The 24,845-nt window shown below is 62.0% G+C and carries 21 protein-coding genes; 12 read left to right on the top strand and 9 right to left on the bottom strand.

Annotated elements, in window-relative coordinates:
* Positions 1–63: 63 nt before the first annotated feature.
* The 8 genes from AA098_RS25600 to AA098_RS25565 all read right to left on the bottom strand — a co-directional run bounded on the left by AA098_RS25600 (position 64) and on the right by AA098_RS25565 (position 9,970).
* Positions 64–1,986 carry a PrkA family serine protein kinase gene (locus tag AA098_RS25600; RefSeq protein ID WP_003255563.1) on the bottom strand — a complete coding sequence of 641 codons (1,923 nt, stop codon included), beginning with the start codon at positions 1,984–1,986 and terminating at the stop codon, positions 64–66.
* Positions 1,987–2,270: 284 nt separating this feature from the next.
* The gene (gene glpE, locus AA098_RS25595) at positions 2,271–2,603 is read right to left on the bottom strand and encodes a thiosulfate sulfurtransferase GlpE (protein ID WP_003255562.1); all 333 of its coding nucleotides are present in this window, start codon (positions 2,601–2,603) and stop codon (positions 2,271–2,273) included.
* 14 nt (positions 2,604–2,617) lie between these two features.
* The gene (locus tag AA098_RS25590) at positions 2,618–3,484 is read right to left on the bottom strand and encodes a symmetrical bis(5'-nucleosyl)-tetraphosphatase (protein WP_064615089.1); all 867 of its coding nucleotides are present in this window, start codon (positions 3,482–3,484) and stop codon (positions 2,618–2,620) included.
* Entirely contained in the window at positions 3,484–3,864 is a 381-nt protein-coding gene (gene apaG, locus AA098_RS25585; RefSeq protein ID WP_003255559.1) for a Co2+/Mg2+ efflux protein ApaG, read from the bottom strand. The genes AA098_RS25590 and apaG overlap by 1 nt, the downstream gene beginning before the upstream one ends.
* Before the next feature lie 197 nt (positions 3,865–4,061).
* Positions 4,062–4,865: a 16S rRNA (adenine(1518)-N(6)/adenine(1519)-N(6))-dimethyltransferase RsmA gene (gene rsmA, locus AA098_RS25580; RefSeq protein WP_003255558.1), complete on the bottom strand. Its 804-nt coding sequence runs from the start codon at positions 4,863–4,865 to the stop codon at positions 4,062–4,064.
* Positions 4,862–5,851: a 4-hydroxythreonine-4-phosphate dehydrogenase PdxA gene (gene pdxA / locus AA098_RS25575; RefSeq protein WP_003255557.1), complete on the bottom strand. Its 990-nt coding sequence runs from the start codon at positions 5,849–5,851 to the stop codon at positions 4,862–4,864. The genes rsmA and pdxA overlap by 4 nt, the downstream gene beginning before the upstream one ends.
* Positions 5,848–7,173: a peptidylprolyl isomerase SurA gene (gene surA / locus AA098_RS25570; RefSeq protein ID WP_019750284.1), complete on the bottom strand. Its 1,326-nt coding sequence runs from the start codon at positions 7,171–7,173 to the stop codon at positions 5,848–5,850. Before surA ends, pdxA begins: the two co-directional genes overlap by 4 nt.
* Entirely contained in the window at positions 7,148–9,970 is a 2,823-nt protein-coding gene (locus tag AA098_RS25565) for an LPS-assembly protein LptD (RefSeq protein ID WP_064615088.1), read from the bottom strand. Before AA098_RS25565 ends, surA begins: the two co-directional genes overlap by 26 nt.
* A gap of 130 nt (positions 9,971–10,100) precedes the next feature.
* Here AA098_RS25565 and AA098_RS25560 point away from each other — a divergent pair, with 130 nt between their 5' ends.
* The 3 genes from AA098_RS25560 to AA098_RS25550 are packed head-to-tail and all read left to right on the top strand — an operon-like array spanning position 10,101 to position 12,557.
* Positions 10,101–11,120 (top strand): aminoglycoside phosphotransferase family protein, encoded by a 1,020-nt coding sequence (locus tag AA098_RS25560; RefSeq protein WP_011953308.1) that lies wholly within the window; start codon positions 10,101–10,103, stop codon positions 11,118–11,120.
* A complete protein-coding gene (murU, locus tag AA098_RS25555; RefSeq protein WP_003255553.1) occupies positions 11,117–11,788 on the top strand; it encodes an N-acetylmuramate alpha-1-phosphate uridylyltransferase MurU in 672 nt (223 codons plus the stop codon). Before AA098_RS25560 ends, murU begins: the two co-directional genes overlap by 4 nt.
* 1 nt (position 11,789) lies before the next feature.
* The gene (locus AA098_RS25550; protein ID WP_003255552.1) at positions 11,790–12,557 is read left to right on the top strand and encodes a TerB family tellurite resistance protein; all 768 of its coding nucleotides are present in this window, start codon (positions 11,790–11,792) and stop codon (positions 12,555–12,557) included.
* Between the two features lie 27 nt (positions 12,558–12,584).
* Here the strand turns inward: AA098_RS25550 and AA098_RS25545 are convergent, their stop codons facing one another.
* Positions 12,585–13,583 carry an alpha/beta hydrolase family protein gene (locus AA098_RS25545; RefSeq protein ID WP_004576193.1) on the bottom strand — a complete coding sequence of 333 codons (999 nt, stop codon included), beginning with the start codon at positions 13,581–13,583 and terminating at the stop codon, positions 12,585–12,587.
* Positions 13,584–13,678: 95 nt separating this feature from the next.
* Between AA098_RS25545 and AA098_RS25540 the strand changes: the two genes are divergently transcribed.
* From AA098_RS25540 to trpE, 9 genes are all read left to right on the top strand, one after another.
* A complete protein-coding gene (locus AA098_RS25540) occupies positions 13,679–16,066 on the top strand; it encodes a PAS domain S-box protein (protein WP_004576194.1) in 2,388 nt (795 codons plus the stop codon).
* A 7-nt stretch (positions 16,067–16,073) separates the two neighbouring features.
* Positions 16,074–16,706, top strand: a complete 633-nt coding sequence (locus AA098_RS25535; RefSeq protein WP_173401663.1) for a response regulator transcription factor — start codon at positions 16,074–16,076, stop codon at positions 16,704–16,706.
* 298 nt (positions 16,707–17,004) lie between these two features.
* The gene (locus tag AA098_RS25530) at positions 17,005–18,129 is read left to right on the top strand and encodes an ABC transporter ATP-binding protein (protein WP_003255547.1); all 1,125 of its coding nucleotides are present in this window, start codon (positions 17,005–17,007) and stop codon (positions 18,127–18,129) included.
* Between the two features lie 40 nt (positions 18,130–18,169).
* The gene (locus AA098_RS25525) at positions 18,170–19,204 is read left to right on the top strand and encodes an ABC transporter substrate-binding protein (protein WP_004576195.1); all 1,035 of its coding nucleotides are present in this window, start codon (positions 18,170–18,172) and stop codon (positions 19,202–19,204) included.
* A 60-nt stretch (positions 19,205–19,264) separates the two neighbouring features.
* On the top strand, positions 19,265–20,512 hold the full coding sequence (locus tag AA098_RS25520) for an ABC transporter permease (protein WP_003255544.1): 1,248 nt from the start codon (positions 19,265–19,267) through the stop codon (positions 20,510–20,512).
* A gap of 10 nt (positions 20,513–20,522) precedes the next feature.
* On the top strand, positions 20,523–21,350 hold the full coding sequence (locus AA098_RS25515) for an ABC transporter permease (RefSeq protein ID WP_003255542.1): 828 nt from the start codon (positions 20,523–20,525) through the stop codon (positions 21,348–21,350).
* A 149-nt stretch (positions 21,351–21,499) separates the two neighbouring features.
* The gene (rpe, locus tag AA098_RS25510; RefSeq protein ID WP_003255539.1) at positions 21,500–22,174 is read left to right on the top strand and encodes a ribulose-phosphate 3-epimerase; all 675 of its coding nucleotides are present in this window, start codon (positions 21,500–21,502) and stop codon (positions 22,172–22,174) included.
* On the top strand, positions 22,171–22,989 hold the full coding sequence (locus tag AA098_RS25505) for a phosphoglycolate phosphatase (RefSeq protein WP_064615087.1): 819 nt from the start codon (positions 22,171–22,173) through the stop codon (positions 22,987–22,989). Before rpe ends, AA098_RS25505 begins: the two co-directional genes overlap by 4 nt.
* Positions 22,990–23,058: 69 nt before the next feature.
* Complete coding sequence (gene trpE, locus AA098_RS25500; protein ID WP_003255536.1) at positions 23,059–24,540, top strand: anthranilate synthase component I; 1,482 nt, start codon at positions 23,059–23,061, stop codon at positions 24,538–24,540.
* Positions 24,541–24,845 lie beyond the last annotated feature (305 nt).

The following is a 24,845-nucleotide window of genomic DNA, read 5'->3' as shown; positions in this document are numbered from 1 at the left end:
TGTGACGCGGGCAGCAATGCCAACGCCAGGCAGCTTGCAGCTTGCGGCTCGTAGCTTGCCGCTTTATTGCGATTTCCTGACCCGCAGGTACCATTCCGACAGCAGGCGCACCTGTTTGTCGGTATAGCCACGCTCCACCATCCGGGTGACGAAGTCGTTGTGTTTCTTCTGGTCCTCTTTGCTGGCCTTGGCGTTGAAGCTGATGACCGGCAGCAGGTCTTCGGTGTTGGAGAACATTTTCTTCTCGATCACGACCCGCAGCTTTTCATAACTCAGCCAGCTTGGATTCTTGCCGTTGTTGTTAGCGCGTGCGCGCAGTACGAAGTTGACGATCTCGTTGCGGAAGTCTTTCGGGTTGCTGATGCCAGCCGGTTTCTCGATCTTTTCCAGTTCCTCGTTGAGCGCAATGCGGTTGAGAATTTCGCCGGTTTCCGGGTCGCGGTATTCCTGATCCTGGATCCAGAAGTCTGCATACAACACGTAGCGGTCGAAGATGTTCTGGCCGTATTCGCTGTAGGACTCCAGGTAGGCGGTCTGGATTTCCTTGCCGATAAACTCGATGTAGCGCGGTGCCAGGTATTCCTTCAGGTAGCGCAGATAGCGTTCGCGCACTTCAGCCGGGAATTGTTCCTGTTCGATCTGCTGTTCGAGGACATACAGCAGGTGCACCGGGTTGGCGGCAATTTCGTGTGGGTCGAAGTTGAACACCTTGGACAGGATCTTGAAGGCGAAGCGCGTCGACAGGCCGTTCATGCCTTCGTCGACACCCGCAGAGTCCCGGTATTCCTGGATCGACTTGGCCTTTGGATCGGTGTCCTTGAGGTTTTCCCCGTCGTAAACACGCATCTTGGAATAGATATTGGAGTTCTCTGGCTCTTTCAGGCGGGAAAGCACCGTGAACTGAGCCAGCATCTTGAGCGTATCTGGGGCACAGTGGGCCTTGGACAGCGAGCTGTTGACCAGCAGTTTGTCGTAGATCTTTATTTCATCGCTGACCCGCAGGCAGTACGGCACCTTGACGATATAGATCCTGTCGATGAACGCTTCGTTGTTCTTGTTGTTACGGAAGGTGTGCCACTCCGATTCGTTGGAGTGCGCCAGCAGAATCCCGGTATAGGGAATCGCCCCAAGGCCTTCAGTACTGTTGTAGTTGCCTTCCTGGGTGGCGGTGAGCAAGGGGTGCAGGACCTTGATCGGCGCCTTGAACATTTCGACGAATTCCATCAGGCCCTGGTTGGCCCGGCACAGCGCGCCCGAGTAGCTATAAGCATCGGCGTCGTTCTGTGGGTATTCCTCAAGTTTGCGGATATCGACCTTGCCGACCAGGGCCGAGATGTCCTGGTTGTTTTCATCGCCGGGTTCGGTCTTGGCAATGGCGATCTGGTTAAGAATCGACGGGTACAGCTTCACCACCTTGAACTTGGAGATGTCCCCGCCAAACTCCTGCAGGCGCTTGGTGGCCCAAGGCGACATGATGGTGTTGAGGTAGCGCCGTGGGATGCCGAACTCTTCCTCGAGAATGGCCCCATCTTCGGTGGCATTGAACAAGCCCAGAGGTGACTCGAATACCGGCGAGCCCTTGATCGCGTAGAACGGCACCTTTTCCATCAGCTGCTTGAGTTTTTCCGCCAGCGAGGACTTGCCGCCGCCTACCGGGCCCAGCAGATAGAGGATCTGTTTCTTCTCTTCCAGGCCTTGGGCGGCGTGGCGGAAGTACGACACGATCTGGTCGATGCACTCTTCCATGCCATGGAAGTCGGCAAAGGCCGGATAGCGGCGGATAACCTTGTTGGAGAAGATGCGCGACAGCCTGGAGTTGGTAGAGGTGTCGATCAGTTCTGGCTCACCGATGGCCAGCAACAGCCGTTCGGCCGCCGATGCGTAGGCACTGCGATCCTCTTTGCACAGCTCGAGGTACTCCTGCAGCGAGAGTTCTTCCTGGCGCGTAGACTCGAAACGTTGTTGGAAGTGGCTAAAAATACTCATGACGTCACCTCGCTCGATACGTGGAGACGACGCCGGATCAGTCAGCTGATGCTGGCATGCAACCGGGTTGGCCGATTGCTGTATACCCCCCAGAACACCCTGTAACGCTACCGATGACCCGCACGCCGGTGTACCGGCTCTCCCCTTTTTTGGATGGCCTGAGCTTAAGCGTAGTTGGTTATCTGCAAGGTCAAGGGGCGAGGAGGGCAGAAGTTACGAATGACCGTTCGTCAGATAAGCCGCAAGCCCGCACGGGGCGCGGGCTGCAGGAAAAATTAAAAAAATTATTCAGTGCTGCCTTGGGCGGTCTCGGCCGGGTAGGTCGCACGCCACAGTTCGAAGCCGCCGTCCACGCTGTACACGTCGGAGAAACCCTGGCCTACCAGGTAGGCGGCAGCGCTTTGGCTGGAATTGCCGTGATAGCAGACCACCAGGGTTGGCGCGTCGAGGTCGGCGTTGCGGATGAAATCGGCGACCGAGTGGTTATCCAGGTGCCGGGCGCCGGTGATGTGGCCGGCGGCGAAGGCCTGTGGGTCGCGAATGTCGACGACGACCGCACCTTCTTTCTTGCGAAGCTCCAAGGCCTGCTCAGGAGGGATGCGCTTGAATTCGCTCATGGGTACTACTTCCTTCAGGTGTGGTCGTTGAGTGTAGTGGGTTGTGCCGGCTGGCGCAGGGTGCCGTCGTCGGCGCAGTCGCAGCGGTGGTATTCGCCGCTGTCGACGTTGTACAGGGTCATGGCGCCGCCCCATACGCAGCCAGTGTCCAGGGCGATAACGTTGGGCTCGGTGACCTCACCCTGCAGAGCGGCCCAATGGCCAAAGATGATCTTCACGTGGCGTGAGCGGCGGTCCTTGTGCGCGTACCAGGCTTTGTAGCCTTTGGGCGCGCTACCCAGGCCTTCCTTGCTCTTGAGGTCGAGTTTGCCATCGGCCGTGCAGAAGCGCATGCGGGTGAAGTAGTTGGTGATGACCCGCAGGCGTTCGACGCCGGCGAGGTTCTTGCTCCACTTGTTCGGCTCGTTGCCATACATGCCGTCGAGGTACAGCTGCAGGCGGGTGTCGTCACGCAGCACTTCCTCGACCTCGGCAGCGAGCTCCAGGGCTTTGCCAAGGGTCCATTGTGGCGGTATGCCGGCATGAACCAGGGCGATGCCGCGGGGCTCGTCGTAATGCAGCAGCTTCTGCTGGCGCAGCCAGTCGAACAGCTGGTCGGCGTCCGGCGCTTCGATGATCTCGCGCAGTGTGTCGCTTTTCTTGAGGCGCTCGACGTTGTGCCAGGCGGCCAGCAGGTGCAGGTCATGGTTGCCCAGCACGCAGACCAGTGAATGACGGATCGAGTACAGGAAGCGCAGGGTTTCCAGTGACTCGGGGCCGCGGTTGACCAGGTCGCCGACAAGCCACAGGCGGTCGACAGCGGGGTTGAAACTGACGCGATCGAGCAGGCATTTGAGTGGCTGCAGGCAGCCCTGCAGGTCACCGACGGCGTAGGTGGCCATCAGTGCAGCGCTCCGGGCACTGCCAGCCGAAAGGGGGCAATCTCGGCGTCGAAGCGCTTACCGTCTTCGGCGAACATCTGGTAGCTGCCCTGCATGGTGCCAACGCGGGTGCTGATGACGGCACCACTGCTGTAAGTGTGGCTCTGGCCTGGGTCGATGTTGGGTTGCTGGCCGACCACACCGGCGCCGCGGACTTCCTCTACCTCGCCGTCACCGTTGGTGATCAGCCAGTGGCGCGACAGCAACTTTGCGCTGAGCGAGCCGTTGTTCTGCACGGTAATGGTGTAGGCGAAAGCGAAGCGACTGTTTTCGGGGTCGGATTGTTCTTTCAGGTAGCGGGTCACGACGCTGACGTCGATTTGATAGCGGGGGTCGGACATGCAAGGGCCTTGGGCGAACTGACGCAATAATGCAGTCTAGGCCATTGGGAGGGGGGAGGGCCAGCGGTGATCGGGCTTGGGGGGGGTGTTGTCTGTGCCGGCCGCTTCGCGGGTAAACCCGCTCCTACAAGGGGTCGCACAGGATTTGAGGGTTGTGCGATCCCTTGTGGCCCGCGAAGCGGCCGGTACAGGCTAAATCAGGCTTGTTGCTGATCCGCCAGCTGGTCAGCCAGGCGCACGAAGGCTGCCAGGTCGAGCTGTTCAGGGCGCAGGCTGCCATCAACGCCGGCAGCCTCGATGGCGGCGCTGTCCAGCAGGCCTTTCATGGTGTTGCGCAGCGTCTTGCGGCGCTGGTTGAACGCTTCGCGAACGACACGCTCCAGCAGCAGGTGGTCCTTGGCCGGGAACGGCAGCACTTCGTGCGGCACCAGGCGGACGATTGCCGAATCCACTTTCGGGGGTGGGTTGAAGGCACCAGGGCCGACATTGAACAGGTGCTCCACGCGGCAGTGGTACTGCACCATGATCGACAAGCGCCCCCAGTCACCGCCGCCAGGACCGGCGGCCATGCGCTCGACCACTTCCTTCTGCAGCATGAAATGCATGTCGCGGATCAGCCCGGCGTGGCTGAGCAGGTGGAAGATCAGCGGGGTGGAGATGTTGTAGGGCAGGTTGCCAACCACCTTGAGGCTGCGCGGCGGCACGCCCAGCTGGTTGAAGTCGAACTTCAGGGCGTCGCCCTGGTGCAGGCGGAAGTTGCTGCGATCAGCGAACTTGTGCTGCAGGATCGGCACCAGGTCTTTGTCCAGCTCCACCACGTCCAGCTGTGCGCCACTGCCCAGCAGGCCTTCGGTCAGGGCGCCTTGGCCCGGGCCGATTTCCAGCAGGTGTTCGCCGGCCTTGGCGTTGATGGCACGCAGGATGCGGTCGATGATACCGGCGTCGTGCAGGAAGTTCTGGCCGAAGCGCTTGCGCGCCCGGTGTTGGTATTGCTCGTTCATGGTCGGTTCTCGGCCATCTGGTAGGCGGTTTCCAGTGCGACGCGCAGGCTGCCGGTGTCGACTTTGCCAGTGCCGGCCAGGTCGAGGGCGGTGCCGTGGTCAACCGACGTGCGGATGATTGGCAGGCCCAAGGTCACGTTCACTGCTGCGCCGAAGCCTTTGTACTTGAGTACGGGAAGGCCCTGGTCGTGGTACATCGCCAGCACCGCATCGCAGTGCTCCAGATATTTGGGGGTAAACAGGGTATCGGCCGGCAGCGGCCCGCGCAGGTCCATGCCTTCGGTGCGCAGGCGGGCCAGGGTCGGCTCGATGATGTCGATTTCTTCGCGGCCCAGGTGGCCGCCCTCGCCCGCGTGCGGGTTGAGGCCACACACCAGGATACGCGGGTTGGCAATGCCGAACTTGTCGCGCATGTCGGCATGCAGGATACGGGTTACACGTTCGACGCGCTCTGCAGTGATAGCGTCGGCAACATCACGCAGTGGCAGGTGCGTGGTCACCAGGGCCACGCGCAGGCCGCGGGTGGCCAGCATCATTACCACTTGTGCGGTGCGGGTCAGTTCGGCAAGGAATTCGGTATGCCCGGAAAAGGCGATACCGCTTTCGTTGATCACTCCCTTGTGAACCGGGGCCGTGATCATCCCGGCGAAGTGCCCGTCCAGGCAGCCTTGCCCAGCGCGGGTCAGGGTTTCCAGCACGAACGCTGCGTTGGCCTTGTCCAGCTGGCCTGGCACCACCGGAGCCGCCAAGGGGGTATCCCAGACGTACAGGCTACCTGCGGGTGCCGGGAGGTCAGGCCATTGGCCCGGGGCTACCGGCAGCAGGCTGACGGCCAGCCCCAGCTGCGTGGCCCGCTCGGCGAGCAGGTCACGGCTGGTGATGGCGATCAGGGGGTGGGGCTGGGCGTCTGCGGCGAGCAGCAGGCACAGGTCGGGGCCTATGCCGGCCGGCTCGCCGGGGGTGACGGCGAAGCGCAGGGGCTTCACTGGGCGGCCTGGTCAGCGCCAGGCAGCTTGATTTCAACGTAGGCTTCGTCGCGGATCTGGCGCAGCCAGGTTTGCAGCTCTTCGTCGTACTTGCGGTTGCGCAGTACGCTCAGGGCCTGCTGTTCGCGAGCCTGCTCTGTGCTGTCGGTGGCGCGGCGGCCCAGCACTTCCAGAACGTGCCAGCCGTACTGGGTCTTGAACGGTTTGGTCACCACGCCTTGCTGGGCATTGGCCATCTGTTCACGGAACTCCGGTACCAGGCTGTTCGGATCGACCCAGTTGAGGTCGCCGCCGTTGAGTGCCGAACCCGGGTCTTCCGAGAAGCTCTTGGCCAGTTCGCCGAAGTCTTCGCCGTTCTTGATCCGATCGTACAGGCGCTCGGCCAGCTGCTGGGTGGCCGCCTCGCTGCGGATCTCGCTTGGCTTGATCAGGATGTGGCGTACATGCACTTCGTCGCGCAGCACGTTCTCGCTGCCACCGCGCTTCTCCTCGAGCTTGAGGATGATGAAGCCGTTGGGGATGCGAATAGGCTGGGTAATTTCGCCCACTGGCATGCTGCTGAGCATCTTGGCGAAGTCGGGTGGCAGCTGACCGGCTTTACGCCAGCCCATCTCGCCGCCTTCCAGGGCGTTTTCGCTGGCCGAGTTGGCAATCGCCATCTGGCCGAAGTCAGCACCCTGGCGCAGTTGCTGGTAAACGTCGCCGACCTTGCGCGCAGCCTTCTGGATATCGTCCGAGTTGGCGGCTTCCGGGGTCGGGATGAGGATGTTGGCCAGGCGGTACTCTTCCGACATCTGCATCTTGCCCAGGTCCGAGGCCAGGAAGTTCTTCACTTCCTGCTCGGACACCTGAATGCGTTCGGCAACGCGGCGTTGGCGCACGCGGCTGATGATCATCTCGCGCTTGACCTGCTCGCGAGCGTCGTCGAACGACAGGCCGTCATGGGCCAGCGCCGCGCGGAACTGGTCCAGCGACATGCCATTGCGCTGGGCAATGGTGCCAATGGCCTGGTTCAGCTCTTCGTCGGTGATGCGGATGCCAGAGCGCTCGCCGATCTGCAGCTGCAGGTTCTCGACGATCAGGCGTTCCAGTACCTGCTGTTCCAGGGCGCTGGTCGGCGGCACGCCGCCGCCGCGCTTGGCGATGGTTTGCTGGACCTCATGGACACGCTGGTCCAGCTGGCTTTGCATGACCACGTCGTTGTCGACGATAGCCACCACGCGATCAAGAGGTTGCACCGCGGCATGCACCGCGCCACTCAGCAAAGCGACGCCCAGCAACACTGGGCGCAGACGATCAATAAGCTTGGTCTTCACGTTCACGGTAACCTTGAATGCCTTGGTCGAGGAAAGACTCGACCTTGTTGCCAACTACGCCGCCGAGGCCTTTCAGGACGATCTGAAGGAAGACACCGTGGTCGCCTTTTTCGTTCTGTGGAAGGGCCTGGCTGAAATCGTCGTAGTCGATCCAGTAACGGTTGATCAGGCGCAGCTTCCAGCAGCAGTTGTCGTATTCGAAACCACCCATGGCTTCCAGGGTACGGTTGCGGTTGTAGTCATGCTGCCAGCGAGCGATTACGTTCCACTGCGGCACGATCGGCCAGATGACCGAGAAGTCGTGCTGCTGGATCTTGTAGTAATCCTTGATGTAGTTCGGATCGCCCGGGGTGCCATAGTCACCGCCGCCCACTTTCCAGGTACCCGTGGTCGAGTCGTAGGCAATGGTGTCGTTACGGTAGCGATAACCGAGGTTGACGATCTTGTTCGGGTTGTCTTCAGGCTGGTAGTGGAACATCGCGCTGCCCGAGCGGGTGCTGCGGCTGTCCGGGTCCCAGTTGAAGTCCGAATTGAGGCGCCAGTCGCGGTTGAAGTAGTAGTTGTATACCAGGGCGTATGGCGATACATCGGACTGCGCGTCCTTGCGGTTGCGGTAGTCGATGCCTGGCAGCTGGACCTTGCGGTCTTTGAAGTAGTAGGCCTGGCCGATGCTGAAGTTCTGGCGCTCGAAGCCGTTGTCTTCGATCCAGCGTGTGGTCACGCCCAGCGACAGTTTGTTTTCGTCGCCGATACGGTCAGTGCCGCTGAAGCGGTTGTCGCGGAACAGCGAATCGTAGCTGAACAGGGTTTCGCCGGTATCGAACAGCGGGATGTCCATCTGGTCCTTGTACGGGACATAGAGGTAGAACATGCGCGGTTCGAGGGTCTGGCGGTAGTTGGTGCCGAACAACGAGGTGTTGCGGTCGAAATACAGGCCGCTGTCGACGCTGAAAATCGGGATATCGCGGTTCAGGTTGCTTTTGTAGTCGCCGAACACGTCCAGTTTTTCGGCGTCCGAGCCAGCAATGTCGTTCTTGCCTTTGCTATCCAGGTCAAGGTCGTAATGGGTATACATGTACTTCAGCTTCGGCGTGATGTAGCCGTAGCTGGCCTCCATCGGCAGGCTGATGGACGGGGCGACGTTCAGGCGGGTACCGTTGGCACGCGCTACACCGAAGATGTTTTCATCCAGTCGCCGACCACCTATGCCGTCGGGCTTTAGTCCAGCAGTCAAATCTGGATTACCGTCTTCATCAAAGACGGCACTGTCCTTCAGATCACGATCAAAACGAACAGCTTCAGTCTCGTACCCAAGGTTCAAACCGCCAGGCTGGAACGGCAGCGTACCGTTCAGGGTCAGCTGCGGCAGGCGATCATACGGCGTGATCTGCGAGATGGTCGCCATCTCGTAGGCATGCACATTCAACCGCGCGGTGTAGCTGTCGCCTCGGTAAGTCAACGCACCCTGCTGGTTCAGCAGGTCGCGGCTTTCCACGCCAATCTGGTCGGATTCCAGGTCCTGGAAGTAGAACGGGTCGCTGATGTCGGTGTAGTCCACCTCGGTCATCAGGCGTTCGTCCAGGCCACCCTTGTGCTGCCAGTTGACCATCCAGCGCTGATCTTTGTAATCCGTCTGATCTTTGCGGTCGTCGTTCTTGTCGTTCAGGTAGGCGCCGCCGAACTGGCCTTCGCTGGAAGGTGTCAGGTAGCGGAACTCGCCTTCCATCAGCAGGCCGCGCTTGGCCATGTAACGCGGGTACAACGTGGCGTCGTAGTTAGGCGCCAGGTTGAAGTAGTACGGCGTGACCAGCATGAAGCCGGTGTCGCTGCTGGTGCTGAACGAGGGTGGCAGGAAGCCGGACTGGCGACGGTCGTCAATCGGGAAGTAGATGTACGGTGTATAGAACACCGGGAAATCCTTGACCCGTAGCGTAACGTTGGTCGCAGTACCGAAACCGGTGGCCGGGTTCAGGGTGATGTTGTTGCCCTTCAGCTGCCAGGCGTTGCTGCCCGGTTCGCAGGTGGTGTACGTACCGTCTTTGAGGCGGATGATGGCGTTTTCGCCACGCTTGGCGTACAGGGCACTGCCGCGGATGTGCGACTTGTGCATCACGTATTCGGCGTTGTCGACCTGGGCTTCGCCAGTGTCGAGCTGGATCTGGGCCTCGTCACCGACCACCAGCGAACCGTTGTCACGGATCTTGACGTTGCCCTTGAGCTCGCCACGGTTTTCGGCCTGGTAGAGGTTGGCCTCGTCGGCTTCGGCCTGCATGCTGCCCTGGCGCATTACCACGTCACCGGCGAGGGTAGCGACCTGCTGCTCCTGCTGGTACTTGGATACCTTGGCATTGATGTAGGTTGGCGACTCGTCCTTCGGCGTGGTGTCGGCCATGCCCGGGCGGGTTGGCTCGATATACGCGCCACCGCAGTACGGGCCGGTTTCAGCCAGCTGCGCGGCGGTGAGCTTTTCACGCGGAACCCAGTCCAGGTGGCTGTAGTCTTCGCTGCGCGACTTCAGACCACGGCCCTTGGCCTCGGTAACCAGCACGGGCCGGTCCGCAGTTTCTGCTTCGCCCGCCGCTTCGGTACCGGAGCTGACGGCTGCACCTTCGTGCACCGGGCGCGGTGGCAAGTTGTTGACTGGGGTTTTGGGCTTGCAGTCCCAACCACCGGCGGCGGACACTTGGCAGTCGAACTGTTCGGCTGCCACTACGTATGAGGTGGCCAGAGGTTGCAGGGCCAGCAGACCGCCGGTTACCAGCAACGGAAACTTTCTACGAAACGCGGGGGATTTCAATGCCATCTTATTAGTCCGGGCTTCCTGCGTGCCATCTGCCCGCGTGTGGGGCCGCACGCCTCTCGATGGTCTGAAAAAGATGCTGGATAATAAAGCATGACCCGCTTGACGGCTAGGGCCGTCGGAGACCCTTGCAATGCCTGAACACGATGTACGCCTGCAACAACTGACGGTCTGGCTCGATGAACAGCTCAATGATCTTTTCCGTGACAACGCCTGGGGCGAGGTGCCTGCAGGCAGCTTGACCGCTGCCAGCAGCGACGCCAGCTTCCGCCGCTATTTCCGCTGGCAGGGCGCTGGCCACAGTTTCGTGATCATGGATGCGCCCCCCCCGCAGGAGAACTGCCGACCGTTCGTCGCCATCGACCACCTGCTGGCCAGCGCTGACGTCCATGTGCCGCTGATCCACGCCCAGGACCTGGAACGCGGCTTTTTGTTGCTTGGGGATCTGGGCACTCAGACATACCTTGACATCATCAATGCCGACAACGCCGATGGCCTGTTCGCCGACGCCATCGATGCCCTTCTGAAGTTCCAGCGTTTGCCGATGGACGCGCCGCTGCCCAGCTACGACGACGCCCTGCTGCGCCGTGAAGTGGAACTGTTCCCCGAATGGTACGTGGGGCGTGAGCTGGGCCTGACCTTCACCGATGCACAGAAGGCCACCTGGCAGCGCGTCAGCCAGTTGCTGATCGACAGCGCCCTGGCGCAACCCAAGGTGCTGGTACACCGTGACTACATGCCGCGCAACCTGATGCAGAGCACCCCCAACCCTGGTGTGCTGGACTTTCAGGATGCGGTATACGGCCCGGTCACCTACGACATTACCTGCCTGTTCAAGGACGCCTTTGTCAGCTGGCCGCAGGCGCGGGTCGAAGGCTGGCTGAGCGACTACTGGCAGCGGGCACAGGCGGCTGGCATCCCGGTGCACGCCGAGTTCGAAGCCTTCCACCGCGCCAGTGACCTGATGGGCGTGCAGCGGCACCTGAAGGTGATCGGCATCTTCGCCCGTATCTGCCACCGCGACGGTAAGCCGCGTTACCTGGGCGACGTGCCGCGTTTCTTCGCCTATATAAATGAAGTGATCGGTCGCCGGCCCGAATTGGCGGAGCTGGGTGAGCTGATTGCCGAGTTGCAGGCCGGAGCGCGTGCATGAAGGCCATGATCCTGGCTGCGGGGAAGGGCGAGCGCATGCGCCCGCTGACCCTGCACACCCCAAAACCGTTGGTCCCGGTCGCCGGCCAGCCGCTGATCGAGTACCACCTGCGCGCCCTGGCGGCAGCGGGCGTGACCGAAGTGGTGATCAACCATGCCTGGCTTGGCCAGCAGATCGAGGACCATCTGGGCGACGGTAGCCGCTTCGGCCTGAGCATCCGCTATTCACCTGAAGGTGAACCGCTGGAAACCGGCGGCGGCATCTTCAAGGCCCTGCCTTTGTTGGGTGAGGCGCCGTTCCTGCTGGTGAATGGCGATGTGTGGACCGACTACGACTTCGCGCGTCTGCAGGCTCCCCTGCAAGGCCTGGCTCACCTGGTGCTGGTCGACAACCCTGGCCATCACGGCCGCGGTGACTTCCGCCTGATGGGCGAGCAGGTCGTTGACGGCGATGACGCGCCAGGCACGCTGACCTTCAGCGGCATTTCGGTGCTGCACCCGGCGCTGTTCGAAGGTTGCCAGGCGGGTGCCTTCAAGCTGGCACCGTTGCTGCGCCAGGCGATGGCGGCCGGCAAGGTATCTGGCGAACACTACCGTGGGCACTGGGTGGATGTTGGCACGCTTGAACGCCTGGCCGAGGCTGAGTCTCTGATTGGCGAGCGCGCCTGACATGTGGTGGCCAGGCACGGTGATTGGTGTGAGTGCCGGTTTTGCCGTTGCGAGCATACCGGGTGCCTTGCTCGGTGCGTTGCTTGGGCAGGCCATTGACCGCCGGCTGCGCTTGCAAGGCTGGGAAGACATGCGCGAACGCCTGGGTGGGCGCCCCGCATTACGCGACGACGAGTTGTTGTTCGTGATGCTCGGGCGTCTGGCCAAGTGCGATGGCCGGGTAGCCGAGCAGCATATCCAGCAGGCGCGTCAGGAGATGGTGCGCCTGGACCTGGCCGAGGCAGCCCGGCTGCGCGCCATCAATGCGTTCAACCGTGGCAAGGCGGGCAAGGACCGGCTTGGCGGGCACCTGCGGCGCATCAGTCAGCAGCCCCACGCGGCGGAAGGTACCTTGCGGGCCTGTTGGCGCATGGTCTGGGCTGACGGCAAGATGGGCAACAAGGAGCGTGAGCTGCTGCTCGACTGGGGGCAGAAGCTGGGCATGAGCCGACGCCAGGTGCAGGCTATGTCGCTGGAGTACGAGCCGCGCAAGGCCACGGGCGCAGAAAGCGTGCCCATGACCTACGCGGCAGCGTTGCGCTTGCTGGCGGTGGACGCAGACACCGACACCGATAAGGTCAAGCAGGCGTATCGTCGGCTTGTCAGTCGGCATCACCCGGACAAGCTGGCGGGTACTGGTGCCAGCGAGGCGCAGGTGCGTGAAGCGACCGCACGCACCCGTGAGTTGCACCAGGCCTATGCCATGATCCGCAAGCGGCGCGGCCTTTGACGCCCCGCCACAAGGATCAAGCCGAACTCAGCCCTGAGGGCTCATCCACCCCCGCACCCGGCGGAACAATTGCTCTTGTTCCGCCGCTTTGTTTGCTGGCATGGCAATCAATGACAATTGTCGGTACTGGCTATCCTTCTGCCGCTTGCTGGCCTGCAGCCGTTGCTGGGCTGCGTTGCGGTCAGCGCTGCGGGTGGCGTAGTAGATATCGGCCGTGGGTACCTTCAAGGTTGGGGCCAGGCTTTCCAGGTCCTGCTCCACCCGTGCAGGGGTCTGTGCAGCGACCATCACCAGTTTTTGTACCTGCGGTGGCTGCTTCTCGCTCAGGTAGCGCGCCGCCCAATATGCACCGCTACCATGGCCGATCAGTACGATGCTGCGGGCATTGTGTTGTTGGGCGAACGCCACGGCGGCATCCAGGCGGGCGAAGATGCGTTCGGCATCTGCCGGGTCGGCCTGCTCGCTGGCTTGTTCGGCATCGGTGCTTTCTGCTGTATCGGCATCGGCCGCGGTGGCTTGGGCCACGTTGGCGTTGGCGTCGGCCGGCACGTCTTTGACCGGTGCGCTTTCGCCTTTGTCTGGCGCAGGCGCTGCCGGTGGTGTGGCTTCGACCCGTGCTTGCGGGCTGTCTGCGAGCAGGTCGGGCAGGCTTACGCTGAGGCTGTGCCAGCCGATATCAGGGAATTTTTGCCGCAGTGGGCCGACTGCATTTGGCCAGTCGGCCGTTTCGCCTGCACCGGGGACAATGATCACCGCCCCTTGCGGATCGTTGTCGTTGGCCGGCTTCCACAGGGCCAGGAAGCTGTCGGCACCGGCCTGCAGGGTCTGCTGCTCAGCCTTGGGCAGCCGCCGCTCCAGCGCCAGTGCATCCTCCTGGCTGCGTTCCAGCAAGGGTGGGCGTGGGGCCTCGGCAGCCGGTGCCATGGTATTTGCAGGTGGTTTTTCGGCATCGGCGGCCAGGGCGCCGAGTGGAAGGACCGAGGCCAGGCAGCACATTGCCAGCGTCGTGCGATAAAGTGTGGACATGAGTCAACCCAAGGCCAGAATGAAACCGGCAGCCTAATAGTATTTGCCCGTGACGGCCATGCTGCATGGCCGTCTTTGCCAAGTCGAGCGTATAGATGAAGCGAGTGCGTCGCCTGTTGGTTATCGGCTGCTTGTGGCTGCCCTTGATTGCCTGGGCCAAGCCCGAGGCGCTGCCCTCTGTGGTGCTGGAGCCTGACCAGCAGCAGTGGCTGGACACCCACCGCAGCCTGCGTGTCGGCCTGGTGTTGCAGGCGCCCTACGCCCAGTTCGACCGGCGTCTGCAGCAACTGTATGGGGCCAATGTGGAGCTGGTGAACAGCTTGGCGCAGGCGCTGCGGCTGGACCTCACCTGGCGTAACTTCAGTGACCAGGCCAGTTTGGAACATGCCCTGCAAAGCGGCGAAATCGACTTCGCCCCTGGCCTTACCCAGACGCCAGCCAGCCTGCGCCTGTGGCTATTTAGCGACCCGTACATGCGCGTGCCACAGCTGGTGGTGGGGCCGCGCACCGGGGCCATGGCCGTGGAGCTGGAAAAGCTTGAAGCCGAGCAACGCGTCGCGGTGCGCATGCCCAGCCCGCTGGCGGATTACCTGCGCGGCAACTACGGCAACCTCAACCTGCAGGGGGTGCCCGACGATCGTGAGGCCTTGCAACTGGTGGTAGGTGGCCAGGCCAGTTTCGCCGTGCTGGATGAAGCGCAGCTCAGCCGCCTGTCGCGCGAGAGCGAGTTCGGTGAGCTGGCGGTGGTCGGCGATATTGGCCTGCCGCAGCTGTTGCGTATCGGTTCGCGGCGCGACTGGCCGCTGCTGGCCGATGTACTTGAACGTGGCTTGCAGGCCGTGCCGGCCAAGGAGCTGGAACAACTGCATCAGCGCTGGTTGCAGCCGAAGTACCCGCGCCTGAGCGAGTCGCCGGGCTTCTGGCAGAACATGGCCTTGCTGTTCGGTCTGTTGCTGTTGTGTGCCTTGGCCACGCTGGTGTGGCAACGCCGTCAGCAGCGCCAGCTGGAGCGCAGCCTGTTGGCCGCGCGGGAGAGCCTTGTTGAACGCCAGGTGCGCGAAGAGGCGTTGCGCCTGAGCCAGTTCGCCATCGATCAGAGCACCGTGGGTATCCTCTGGGTCAACTGGGACAGCCATGTGCGTTACGCCAACCATGCCGCCGAGCGCATGTTGGGCTACAGCGAAGGGGCGTTGCTGGAGCGGCCGCTGAGCGACTTCGAGCCGAGCCTGAACATGGACCGTTGGCTGGAGCTGTGGAAAGGGGCGCGGACAGGGGCGGGGGGTGTCGGTCAGTTTGAGACGCAATGCCGGCGGGCTGATCAAAGCTTGCTACCCGTGGAGCTGTCACTGAGCTTTCTGCGCTTTCGTGATTCCGAATATCTGGTGGTCTACCTCGCCGATGTCACTGAGCGCCACCGTGCCTTGGCGGCCCTTCGCGAAAGTGAGGCGCGGCTCAAGGGCATTGCTGGCAACGTACCAGGGTTGGTGTTTCGCCTGGAACGTGACCCAGCCGAGGGCGATCTGGAGTTCCCCTATATCAGTGAGGGTAGCGAGGCATTGGTGGGTTATGCACCTAGCGAGATCCAGCACCCGCAGATGGGCCTGCGCAACCTGGTGCACCCCGAGGACCGTGCTGATTATCACAGGGTGCAGGACCTGGCCCTGGCCAGCGACCAGGACTGGTCCTGGCAGGGGCGCATCCTCACCCGGCAGGGCGAACAGCGCTGGGCCGATATCAAGGCCAGCGCCCGGCATCTGGGCAACGGCCAGGTGGTGTGGGACGGTGTAGTCTGGGACATCACACAGGGCAAGCGGGCCGAGCTGGCGCTGGCAAAGTCCCAGGAGCAGCTGCGCGAACTCTCGGCCCACCTGGAGAGCGTGCGTGAAGAAGAAAAAGCCCGTATCGCCCGGGAAGTGCATGATGAGCTGGGGCAGATGCTGACTGTGCTCAAGCTGGAAGTGTCGATGTGCGAGCTGGCCTATGCCGAGCTGGACCCTGGCCTGAATGATCGCCTGGCGAGCATGAAACGCCTGATTGCCCAGTTGTTCCAGTTGGTCCGCGATGTCGCCACTGCCTTGCGTCCGCCGATCCTCGATGCCGGCATTGCCTCGGCCATCGAATGGCAGGCGCGGCGTTTCGAGGCTCGCACGCAAATCCCCTGTCTGGTGCAAGTGCCCGATAATCTGCCAGCATTGAGTGATGCCAAGGCCACCGGGCTGTTTCGTATCCTCCAGGAGGCGCTGACCAATGTGATGCGTCACGCCCAGGCGCACAGCGTAGAGATTGAGCTGGTACGTGAGGGCGGACAGTTGCGCATGACGGTCAGTGATGATGGCCAAGGCTTTTGCCGCGAGCAGACCCGGCCTACCTCGTTTGGCCTGGTGGGTGTGCGCGAGCGGGTGCTGATGCTGGGGGGGAGCATGACGCTGGAAAGCGAGCCGGGCGAAGGCACCAGCCTGAGCGTGGCCATTCCGTTGGAGTAGGAGAGCAATCGTGATTCGAGTACTGGTGGCCGAAGACCACACCATTGTCCGTGAAGGCATCAAGCAGTTGATTGGCCTGGCCAAGGACATGCAAGTGGCGGGGGAGGCCGGTAATGGCGAGCAGTTGCTCGAAACCCTGCGCCACACACCGTGCGAGGTGGTACTGCTGGATATCTCGATGCCGGGTGTGAACGGCCTGGAGGCGATCCCGCGTATCCGTGCGCTGCACGATGCTCCAGCGATCCTGATGTTGTCGATGCACGATGAGGCACAGATGGCGGCGCGGGCGCTGAAGGCCGGTGCGGCGGGCTATGCCACCAAAGACAGTGATCCGGCGTTGTTGTTGACAGCGATTCGTCGGGTGGCCGGTGGCGGGCGTTATATTGACCCGTCGCTGGCCGACCGCATGGTGTTCGAAGTAGGCCTCACCGAATCCCGGCCGTTGCACACATTGCTCTCGGAGCGGGAGTTTTCGGTGTTCGAGCGCCTGGCCCAAGGCGCCAACGTCAACGACATCGCCCAGCAGTTGGCGCTGTCGAGCAAGACCATCAGCACCCACAAGGCACGCCTGATGCAGAAGTTGAAAGTGAACTCGCTGGCGGAGCTCGTGAAGTACGCCATGGAGCACAAGCTGGTCTGATTGCGACATGCCGTTTTGATGACTACGCCGCTCTTTATTGTAGGGTCGGGTTTACCCGCGAGGAAGTCTGGCCTGCCATCTGCGGTGCCTGAACCGGCCTATTCGAGGGTGAACCCGCTCCTGCAAGGGGGCGATGCAGCGCTGAGGTGAGTGTTCAAAACCCGCCATCCTTGTAGGGCGATCCCTACAACAAATCTTCCATCCGGATGATGGCATTCTCTCAGTACCCCCGATTTTCGGGCGCTTGCGTCTCTTCTACTCTTTTGCCTACGCAGTCATCCAACAAGAAGGTGCAGGCATGAGCGAGGCGAAGTCGAACGCTGCAACCGGCGAAACGCTGGTCAGCTTCCGTGGTGTGCAGAAGAGCTACGACGGCGAGTCGCTGATCGTCAAAGACCTCAACCTGGATATCCGCAAGGGCGAGTTCCTCACCCTGCTTGGCCCGTCCGGCTCGGGCAAGACCACCAGCCTGATGATGCTGGCGGGCTTCGAGACCCCCACCGCCGGTGAAATCCAGCTTGGCGGCCGCTCGATCAACAACGTGCCGCCGCACAAGCGTGATATCGGCATGGTGTTCCAGAACTACGCGCTGTTTCCGCACATGACCGTGGCCGAGAACCTGGCCTTTCCGCTGACCGTGCGCAACCTGAGCAAGACCGACATCAGCGAGCGGGTCAAACGAGTGCTGAACATGGTCCAGCTCGACGCTTTCGCCAAACGCTACCCCGGCCAGCTGTCTGGCGGCCAGCAGCAGCGTGTGGCGCTGGCCCGGGCATTGGTGTTCGAGCCGCAACTGGTGCTGATGGACGAGCCACTTGGCGCGCTGGACAAGCAGCTGCGCGAACACATGCAGATGGAGATCAAGCACATTCACCAGCGCCTGGGTGTGACCGTGGTGTACGTGACCCACGACCAGGGCGAAGCGCTGACCATGTCTGACCGCGTGGCGGTGTTCCACCAGGGCGAAATCCAGCAGATCGCCGACCCGCGCACGCTGTACGAAGAGCCTTGCAACACCTTCGTCGCCAACTTCATCGGCGAGAACAACCGCATCAGCGGCACCCTGCTGGCCAGCGATGGCAAACGTTGCCAGGTGCAGTTGCCTCGCGGTGAGCGGGTCGAGGCGCTGGCGGTGAATGTCGGCCAGGCCGGCGAGCCGGTGACCCTGTCGATACGCCCGGAGCGCGTGCGTCTGAACGGCCACAGTGAAAGCTGCGTGAACCGGTTCTCTGGCCGGGTGGCCGAATTCATTTACCTGGGCGACCACGTGCGGGTGCGTCTGGAGGTTTGCGGCAAAGGCGACTTCTTCGTGAAGCAGCCCATTGCCGAGCTCGACCCGGCGTTGGCCGTGGGCGATGTGGTACCGCTGGGCTGGGAGGTGGAGCACGCCCGCGCGCTCGATCCGATTGCCGAAGCCCATTGATGGATTGCTTCACCAACCCTGTACTGTGGAGAGAATAATAATGCGCAAGCAGTTGAAACTGACCGCCCTGGCTTTGGGGCTGTTCACCGCTGGCCAGGCCATGGCCGCAGACCTCACCGTGATCTCGTTCGGGGGCGCCAACAAGGCTGCCCAGGTCAAAGCGTTCTACGAACCCTGGGAAAAAGCGGGTAATGGCAAGATTGTCGCGGGTGAGTACAACGGCGAAATGGCCAAGGTCAAGGCGATGGTCGACACCAAGAGTGTGTCGTGGAACCTGGTAGAGGTTGAGTCGCCAGAGCTGGCGCGCGGCTGCGACGAGGGCATGTTCGAAGAGCTCGACCCAGCCCTGTTCGGCAATGAGGCCGACTACGTGCCTGGTGCCATTCAGCCTTGCGGCGTGGGCTTCTTCGTCTGGTCCACGGTCATGGCCTACAACGCCGACAAGCTCAAGACCGCCCCCACCAGCTGGGCCGATTTCTGGGACACCAAGCAGTTCCCGGGCAAGCGCGGCCTGCGCAAGGGCGCCAAGTACACAATGGAATTTGCACTGATGGCCGACGGCGTTGCGCCCAAGGACGTCTACAAAGTGCTGGCAACCAAGGAAGGCCAGGACCGCGCCTTCAAGAAACTCGACGAGCTCAAGCCCAGCATCCAGTGGTGGGAAGCGGGTGCACAGCCACCGCAGTTCCTGGCCTCTGGCGACGTGGTCATGAGCTCTGCCTACAACGGCCGTATTGCCGCTGTTCAGAAAGAAAGCAACCTCAAGGTGGTGTGGAACGGCGGCATCTACGACTTCGATGCATGGGCAATTCCTAAAGGCGCCAAAAACGTCGAAGAGGCGAAGAAGTTCATCGCCTACAGCGTCAAGCCCGAGCAGCAGAAGATCTACTCCGAAAACATCGCCTATGGCCCGGCCAACTCCAAGGCCGTGAGCCTGCTGTCGGACGACGTGAAGAAAGACATGCCGACCACGCCTGAGAACATTGCCAACCAGGTGCAGATCGACGTGGCGTTCTGGGCCGACAACAGCGAGCAGCTGGAGCAACGCTTCAACGCCTGGGCGGCGAAGAAGTAAACGTCCAGTGTGTGGGGCCGCAAAGCGGCCCCCAATTCAGCCTGTATTGCGGAGTTCGCCATGGCCATTGCAGTGCCCCTCAACGAAGGCGCAGGTTCAAGTCTCAAGCAGCGCCTCAAACACGCCGAGCGGGTCAACCGCTGGAAGGCGCAGGCGTTGATCGCGCCGCTGGCGCTGTTTCTTCTGCTGGTGTTCCTGGTGCCGATTGCGGCGCTGCTGTACAAGAGCGTCGGCAACCCTGAAGTGGTCGGCGGCCTGCCGCGCACGGTGGAAGTCATCAGCCAGTGGGATGGCAAAAGCCTGCCAGGCGAGGACGTTTACAAGGCGCTGAGCCAGGATTTGGCCGAGTCGCGCAAGAACCAGACCCTTGGTGACCTTTCCAAACGCTTGAACATGGAGCTGGCCGGTTACCGCAGCTTGTTGACCAAGACTGCCCGTGCACTGCCCTTCAAGGCTGAGCCTGCCTCTTATAAGGATGCGTTGCAGGCTGTGGACGAGCGTTGGGGTGACCCGGCTTATTGGCAGGCGATCCGCCGCAATACCAGTTCGGTGACTTCTTTCTACCTGTTGGCCTCGGTGGACCATCGCATTGATGACCTTGGTGAGCTGGCCAAGGCCACCCCGGACCAGGCCATTTACCTGGACATTTTTATCCGTACCCTGTGGATGGGTGTGGTGATTACCACTATCTGCCTGGTACTGGCCTACCCACTGGCCTACTTGTTGGCCAACCTGCCGACCCGGCAGAGCAACCTGCTGATGATTCTGGTGCTGTTGCCTTTCTGGACATCGATCCTGGTGCGGGTGGCGGCCTGGATCGTGCTGCTGCAGTCGGGCGGGCTGATCAACAGCGCGCTGATGGCCATGGGCATCATCGACCAGCCGCTGGAGCTGGTGTTCAACCGCACAGGTGTCTACATCTCGATGGTGCACATCCTGCTGCCGTTCATGATCCTGCCGCTGTACAGCGTGATGAAGGGTATTTCCCCGAGCTACATGCGTGCGGCGATCTCGCTGGGCTGCCACCCGTTCGCCAGTTTCTGGCGGGTGTACTTCCCGCAGACTTACGCCGGTGTTGGCGCCGGTTGCCTGCTGGTGTTCATCCTTGCCATCGGTTACTACATCACCCCGGCGCTGCTGGGTAGTCCGAACGACCAGATGGTCAGCTACTTCGTCGCCTTCTACACCAACACCAGCATCAACTGGGGCATGGCCACCGCACTGGGCGGGCTGTTGCTGCTGGCGACCGTGCTGTTGTACCTGATCTATAGCTGGCTGGTCGGCGCCAGCCGTCTGCGCCTGAGCTGAGGAGCCTGTCATGCTGAGCCCATACATGTCGCCCGTGGAGCGGGTCTGGTTCTACAGCCTGCGTATTCTCTGCGGCTTGATCCTGCTGTTCCTGATCTTGCCAGTGCTGGTGATCGTGCCGCTGTCGTTCAACAGTGGCAGCTTCCTGGTGTACCCGCTGCAGGGCTTCTCGCTGCAGTGGTATCAGGACTTCTTCGGCTCGGCCGAATGGATGCGGGCGTTGAAAAACAGCATCATCGTTGCCCCAGCGGCCACGGTGCTGGCCATGGTGTTCGGCACTTTGGCGGCCATCGGCCTGACCCGTGGCGATTTCCCCGGCAAGTCGCTGGTGATGGCGCTGGTGATCTCGCCCATGGTGGTGCCGGTAGTGATCATCGGGGTGGCCAGTTACCTGTTCTTCGCCCCTCTGGGCATGGGCAACAGTTTCACCTCGCTGATTCTGGTGCATGCGGTACTGGGTGTGCCGTTCGTCATCATTACCGTGTCGGCGACGCTACAGGGGTTCAACTACAATCTGGTGCGTGCGGCGGCCAGCCTGGGAGCCTCGCCTCTGCTGGCTTTCCGCCGGGTGACCCTGCCGCTGATCGCGCCCGGTGTCATCTCGGGCGCCCTGTTTGCCTTTGCCACCTCGTTTGACGAGGTGGTGGTGACGCTGTTCCTCGCCGGGCCGGAACAGGCAACTCTGCCGCGGCAGATGTTCAGTGGTATTCGCGAGAACCTGAGCCCGACCATTGCCGCGGCGGCGACCTTGCTGATTGCGTTCTCGGTGTTGTTGCTGCTGACCCTGGAATGGTTGCGTGGGCGTAGTGAGAAGCTGAGGACTCAACAGCCAGCTTGATGATGGGTTGCCTGTGCCGGCCTCTTCGCGGCTAAAGTCGCGGAGGCCGGCACAGGTTGCGCTGGTCGACACCAATTGATACCAATCAGCCTTCATCGCTTTCCCTGAGTTACAATGCGCGCCACCGTGACTCTGCCAACAGGTGCGCCATGCAGCCCTACGCTATTGCCCCCTCCATTCTCTCTGCCGATTTTGCCCGCCTGGGTGAGGACGTCGACAAGGTATTGGCTGCGGGTGCAGACATCGTCCACTTCGATGTCATGGACAATCACTATGTCCCCAACCTGACCATCGGTCCGATGGTTTGCACCGCTCTGCGCAAGTACGGCGTTACTGCGCCGATCGACGTGCACCTGATGGTCAGCCCGGTTGACCGCATCATTGGCGACTTTATCGAAGCGGGTGCCACCTACATCACCTTCCACCCTGAAGCCACGCAGCACATCGACCGTTCGCTTCAGCTGATCAAGGATGGTGGCTGCAAGGCCGGCCTGGTGTTCAACCCGGCCACCAGCCTGGACGCCCTGAAGTACGTGATGGACAAGATCGACATGGTGCTGCTGATGAGCGTCAACCCAGGCTTCGGCGGGCAGAAGTTCATCCCCGGCACCCTCGACAAGCTGCGCGAAGCGCGTGCGCTGATCGACGCCAGTGGCCGTGATATCCGTCTGGAGATCGATGGTGGCGTGAACGTCAACAACATCCGCGAGATCGCTGCCGCTGGCGCCGACACCTTCGTGGCCGGCTCGGCGATCTTCAACGCCCCGGACTACCAGGAAGTGATCGCCAAGATGCGCGCCGAACTGGCCCTGGCCCGCCCATGAGTGGCTTCGAGCAGCTGTTCCCGGGGACGCTGCCAAGGCTGGTAATGTTCGATCTGGACGGTACCCTGATCGATTCCGTGCCTGACCTGGCCGCCGCCGTGGACCGCATGCTGCTCGAACTGGGGCGCCCGCCTGCTGGCCTTGAGGCAGTGCGCCACTGGGTTGGCAATGGCGCCCAGGTGCTGGTGCGCCGCGCGTTGGCGGGCGGCATCGAGCATGCCGACGTGGACGATGCGCTGGCAGAACAGGCGCTGGCGCTGTTCATGGACGCTTATGCCGAAAGCCACGAACTTACCGTGGTCTACCCCGGCGTGCGCGACACCCTGCGCTGGCTGCGCAAGCAGGGCGTGGAGATGGCGCTGATCACCAACAAGCCTGAGCGCTTTGTTGGCCCGCTGCTGGACCAGATGAAGATCGGTAATTTCTTCCGCTGGATCATTGGTGGCGACACCTTGCCGCAGAAAAAGCCCGACCCGGCGGCGTTGCTGTTCGTCATGCAGATGGCCGGTGTCACCCCGCAGCAGTCCCTGTTTGTCGGTGATTCGCGCAGTGACGTGCAGGCGGCCAAGGCGGCTGGCGTGCAATGCGTGGGCCTGACCTACGGCTATAACCATGGCCGGCCGATCGACGACGAATCCCCCAGCCTGGTAATCGACGACCTGCGCGCATTGCTGCCCGGTTGCGCAGACCCGGCCACTGGGATAACGTTGGCGGACCTTCAAGCCTCAAAAGACAGAGAGTCCACCGTGGCGGTTACTGGCAAATTCTGGATGAAAGTCATCAAGGCCTTGGCCCGTTGGCGTTGGCGCGCCTGACTTCAGCCTGCCGGCGTGTGCCGGCCCGTCCGTTTGCCTGACCTATTGCTGCTTGCCACGAGACCACTCATGAACCGCGAAGAATTCCTGCGCCTGGCCGCTGCCGGCTACAACCGTATTCCCTTGGCCTGTGAAACCTTGGCCGACTTCGACACGCCGTTGTCGATCTACCTGAAACTGGCTGACCAGCCCAACTCGTACCTGCTCGAATCGGTGCAGGGCGGCGAGAAGTGGGGCCGTTACTCGATGATCGGCTTGCCATCGCGCACCGTGATGCGTGTGCATGGCTACCATGTTAGCATCCTGCACGATGGCGTCGAGGTGGAAAGCTGCGAGGTCGAAGACCCGCTGGCATTCGTTGAAACCTTCAAGGACCGCTACAAAGTTGCCGATATCCCCGGCCTGCCGCGTTTCAATGGCGGCCTGGTTGGCTACTTTGGCTACGACTGCGTTCGTTATGTAGAAAAGCGTCTGGGCGCCAGCCCCAACCCGGACCCGCTGGGCGTACCGGATATCCTGCTGATGGTGTCCGACGCGGTGGTGGTGTTCGACAACCTGGCGGGCAAGATGCACGCCATCGTGTTGGTCGACCCCGCTGAAGATCAGGCCTTCGAACAGGGCCAGGCACGTCTGCAAGGTTTGCTGGAAACCTTGCGCCAGCCAATCACCCCACGCCGCGGCCTGGACCTGAGCGGCCCGCCGGCGGCCGAGCCGGCGTTCCGCTCCAGCTACACCCGCGAGGATTACGAAAACGCCGTCGGTCGTATCAAGGAATACATCCTGGCCGGGGACTGTATGCAGGTGGTGCCGTCGCAGCGCATGTCGATCGACTTCAAGGCTGCGCCTATCGACCTGTATCGCGCGCTACGCTGCTTCAACCCGACGCCATATATGTACTTCTTCAACTTCGGTGACTTCCATGTGGTCGGCAGCTCGCCCGAAGTGCTGGTACGTGTCGAGGACAACCTGGTCACCGTGCGCCCGATTGCCGGTACCCGCCCGCGTGGTGCGACCGAAGAGGCCGATCGTGCGCTGGAAGACGACCTGCTGTCGGACGACAAGGAAATTGCCGAGCACCTGATGCTGATCGATCTGGGCCGCAACGATGTCGGCCGTGTGTCTTCGACCGGCAGTGTGCGCCTGACCGAGAAGATGGTGATCGAGCGTTACTCCAACGTGATGCACATTGTTTCCAACGTTACCGGCCAGCTGCGTGAAGGCCTGACGGCGATGGATGCACTGCGGGCGATTCTGCCGGCTGGTACCTTGTCGGGTGCGCCCAAGATCCGTGCGATGGAGATCATCGACGAGCTGGAACCGGTCAAGCGTGGGGTTTACGGCGGTGCCGTCGGCTATTTTGCCTGGAACGGCAACATGGATACCGCCATTGCTATTCGTACTGCGGTGATCAAGGATGGCGAGTTGCATGTGCAGGCCGGTGGCGGCATCGTTGCCGACTCGGTGCCGGCGCTGGAATGGGAAGAAACCATCAACAAGCGCCGGGCGATGTTCCGTGCGGTGGCGTTGGCAGAGCAGACTTCCGCCAGATAAATTGATTGGGGCTGCTGCGCAGCCCATTCGCGGGTAAACCACGCTCCTACAAGGTTGTGTAGGCGCGGGTTCACCCGCGAAAGGGCCGGGCCTGCTGGCCAATTTCTACCTGCCGTTCACCGTTGCCGCCGCCACCGTATTCGCGGGTAAACCCGCTCCTACAAGGGATGCGCAAGCCTCAGGTATACGAGGCCGTCGTAGGAGCGGGTTCACCCGCGAATGGGCCGGGCCTTCTGGCCAATCTCCACCCGCGGATCACCGTTGCCGCCGCCACCGTATTCGCGGGTAAACCCGCTCCTACAAGG

The sequence above is a fragment of the Pseudomonas sp. JY-Q genome (assembly GCF_001655295.1).
Lineage (GTDB): Bacteria > Pseudomonadota > Gammaproteobacteria > Pseudomonadales > Pseudomonadaceae > Aquipseudomonas > Aquipseudomonas alloputida.
The sequence above is the reverse complement of the archived record's forward strand: the minus strand, read 5'-3'. Positions and strand labels throughout refer to the sequence as shown.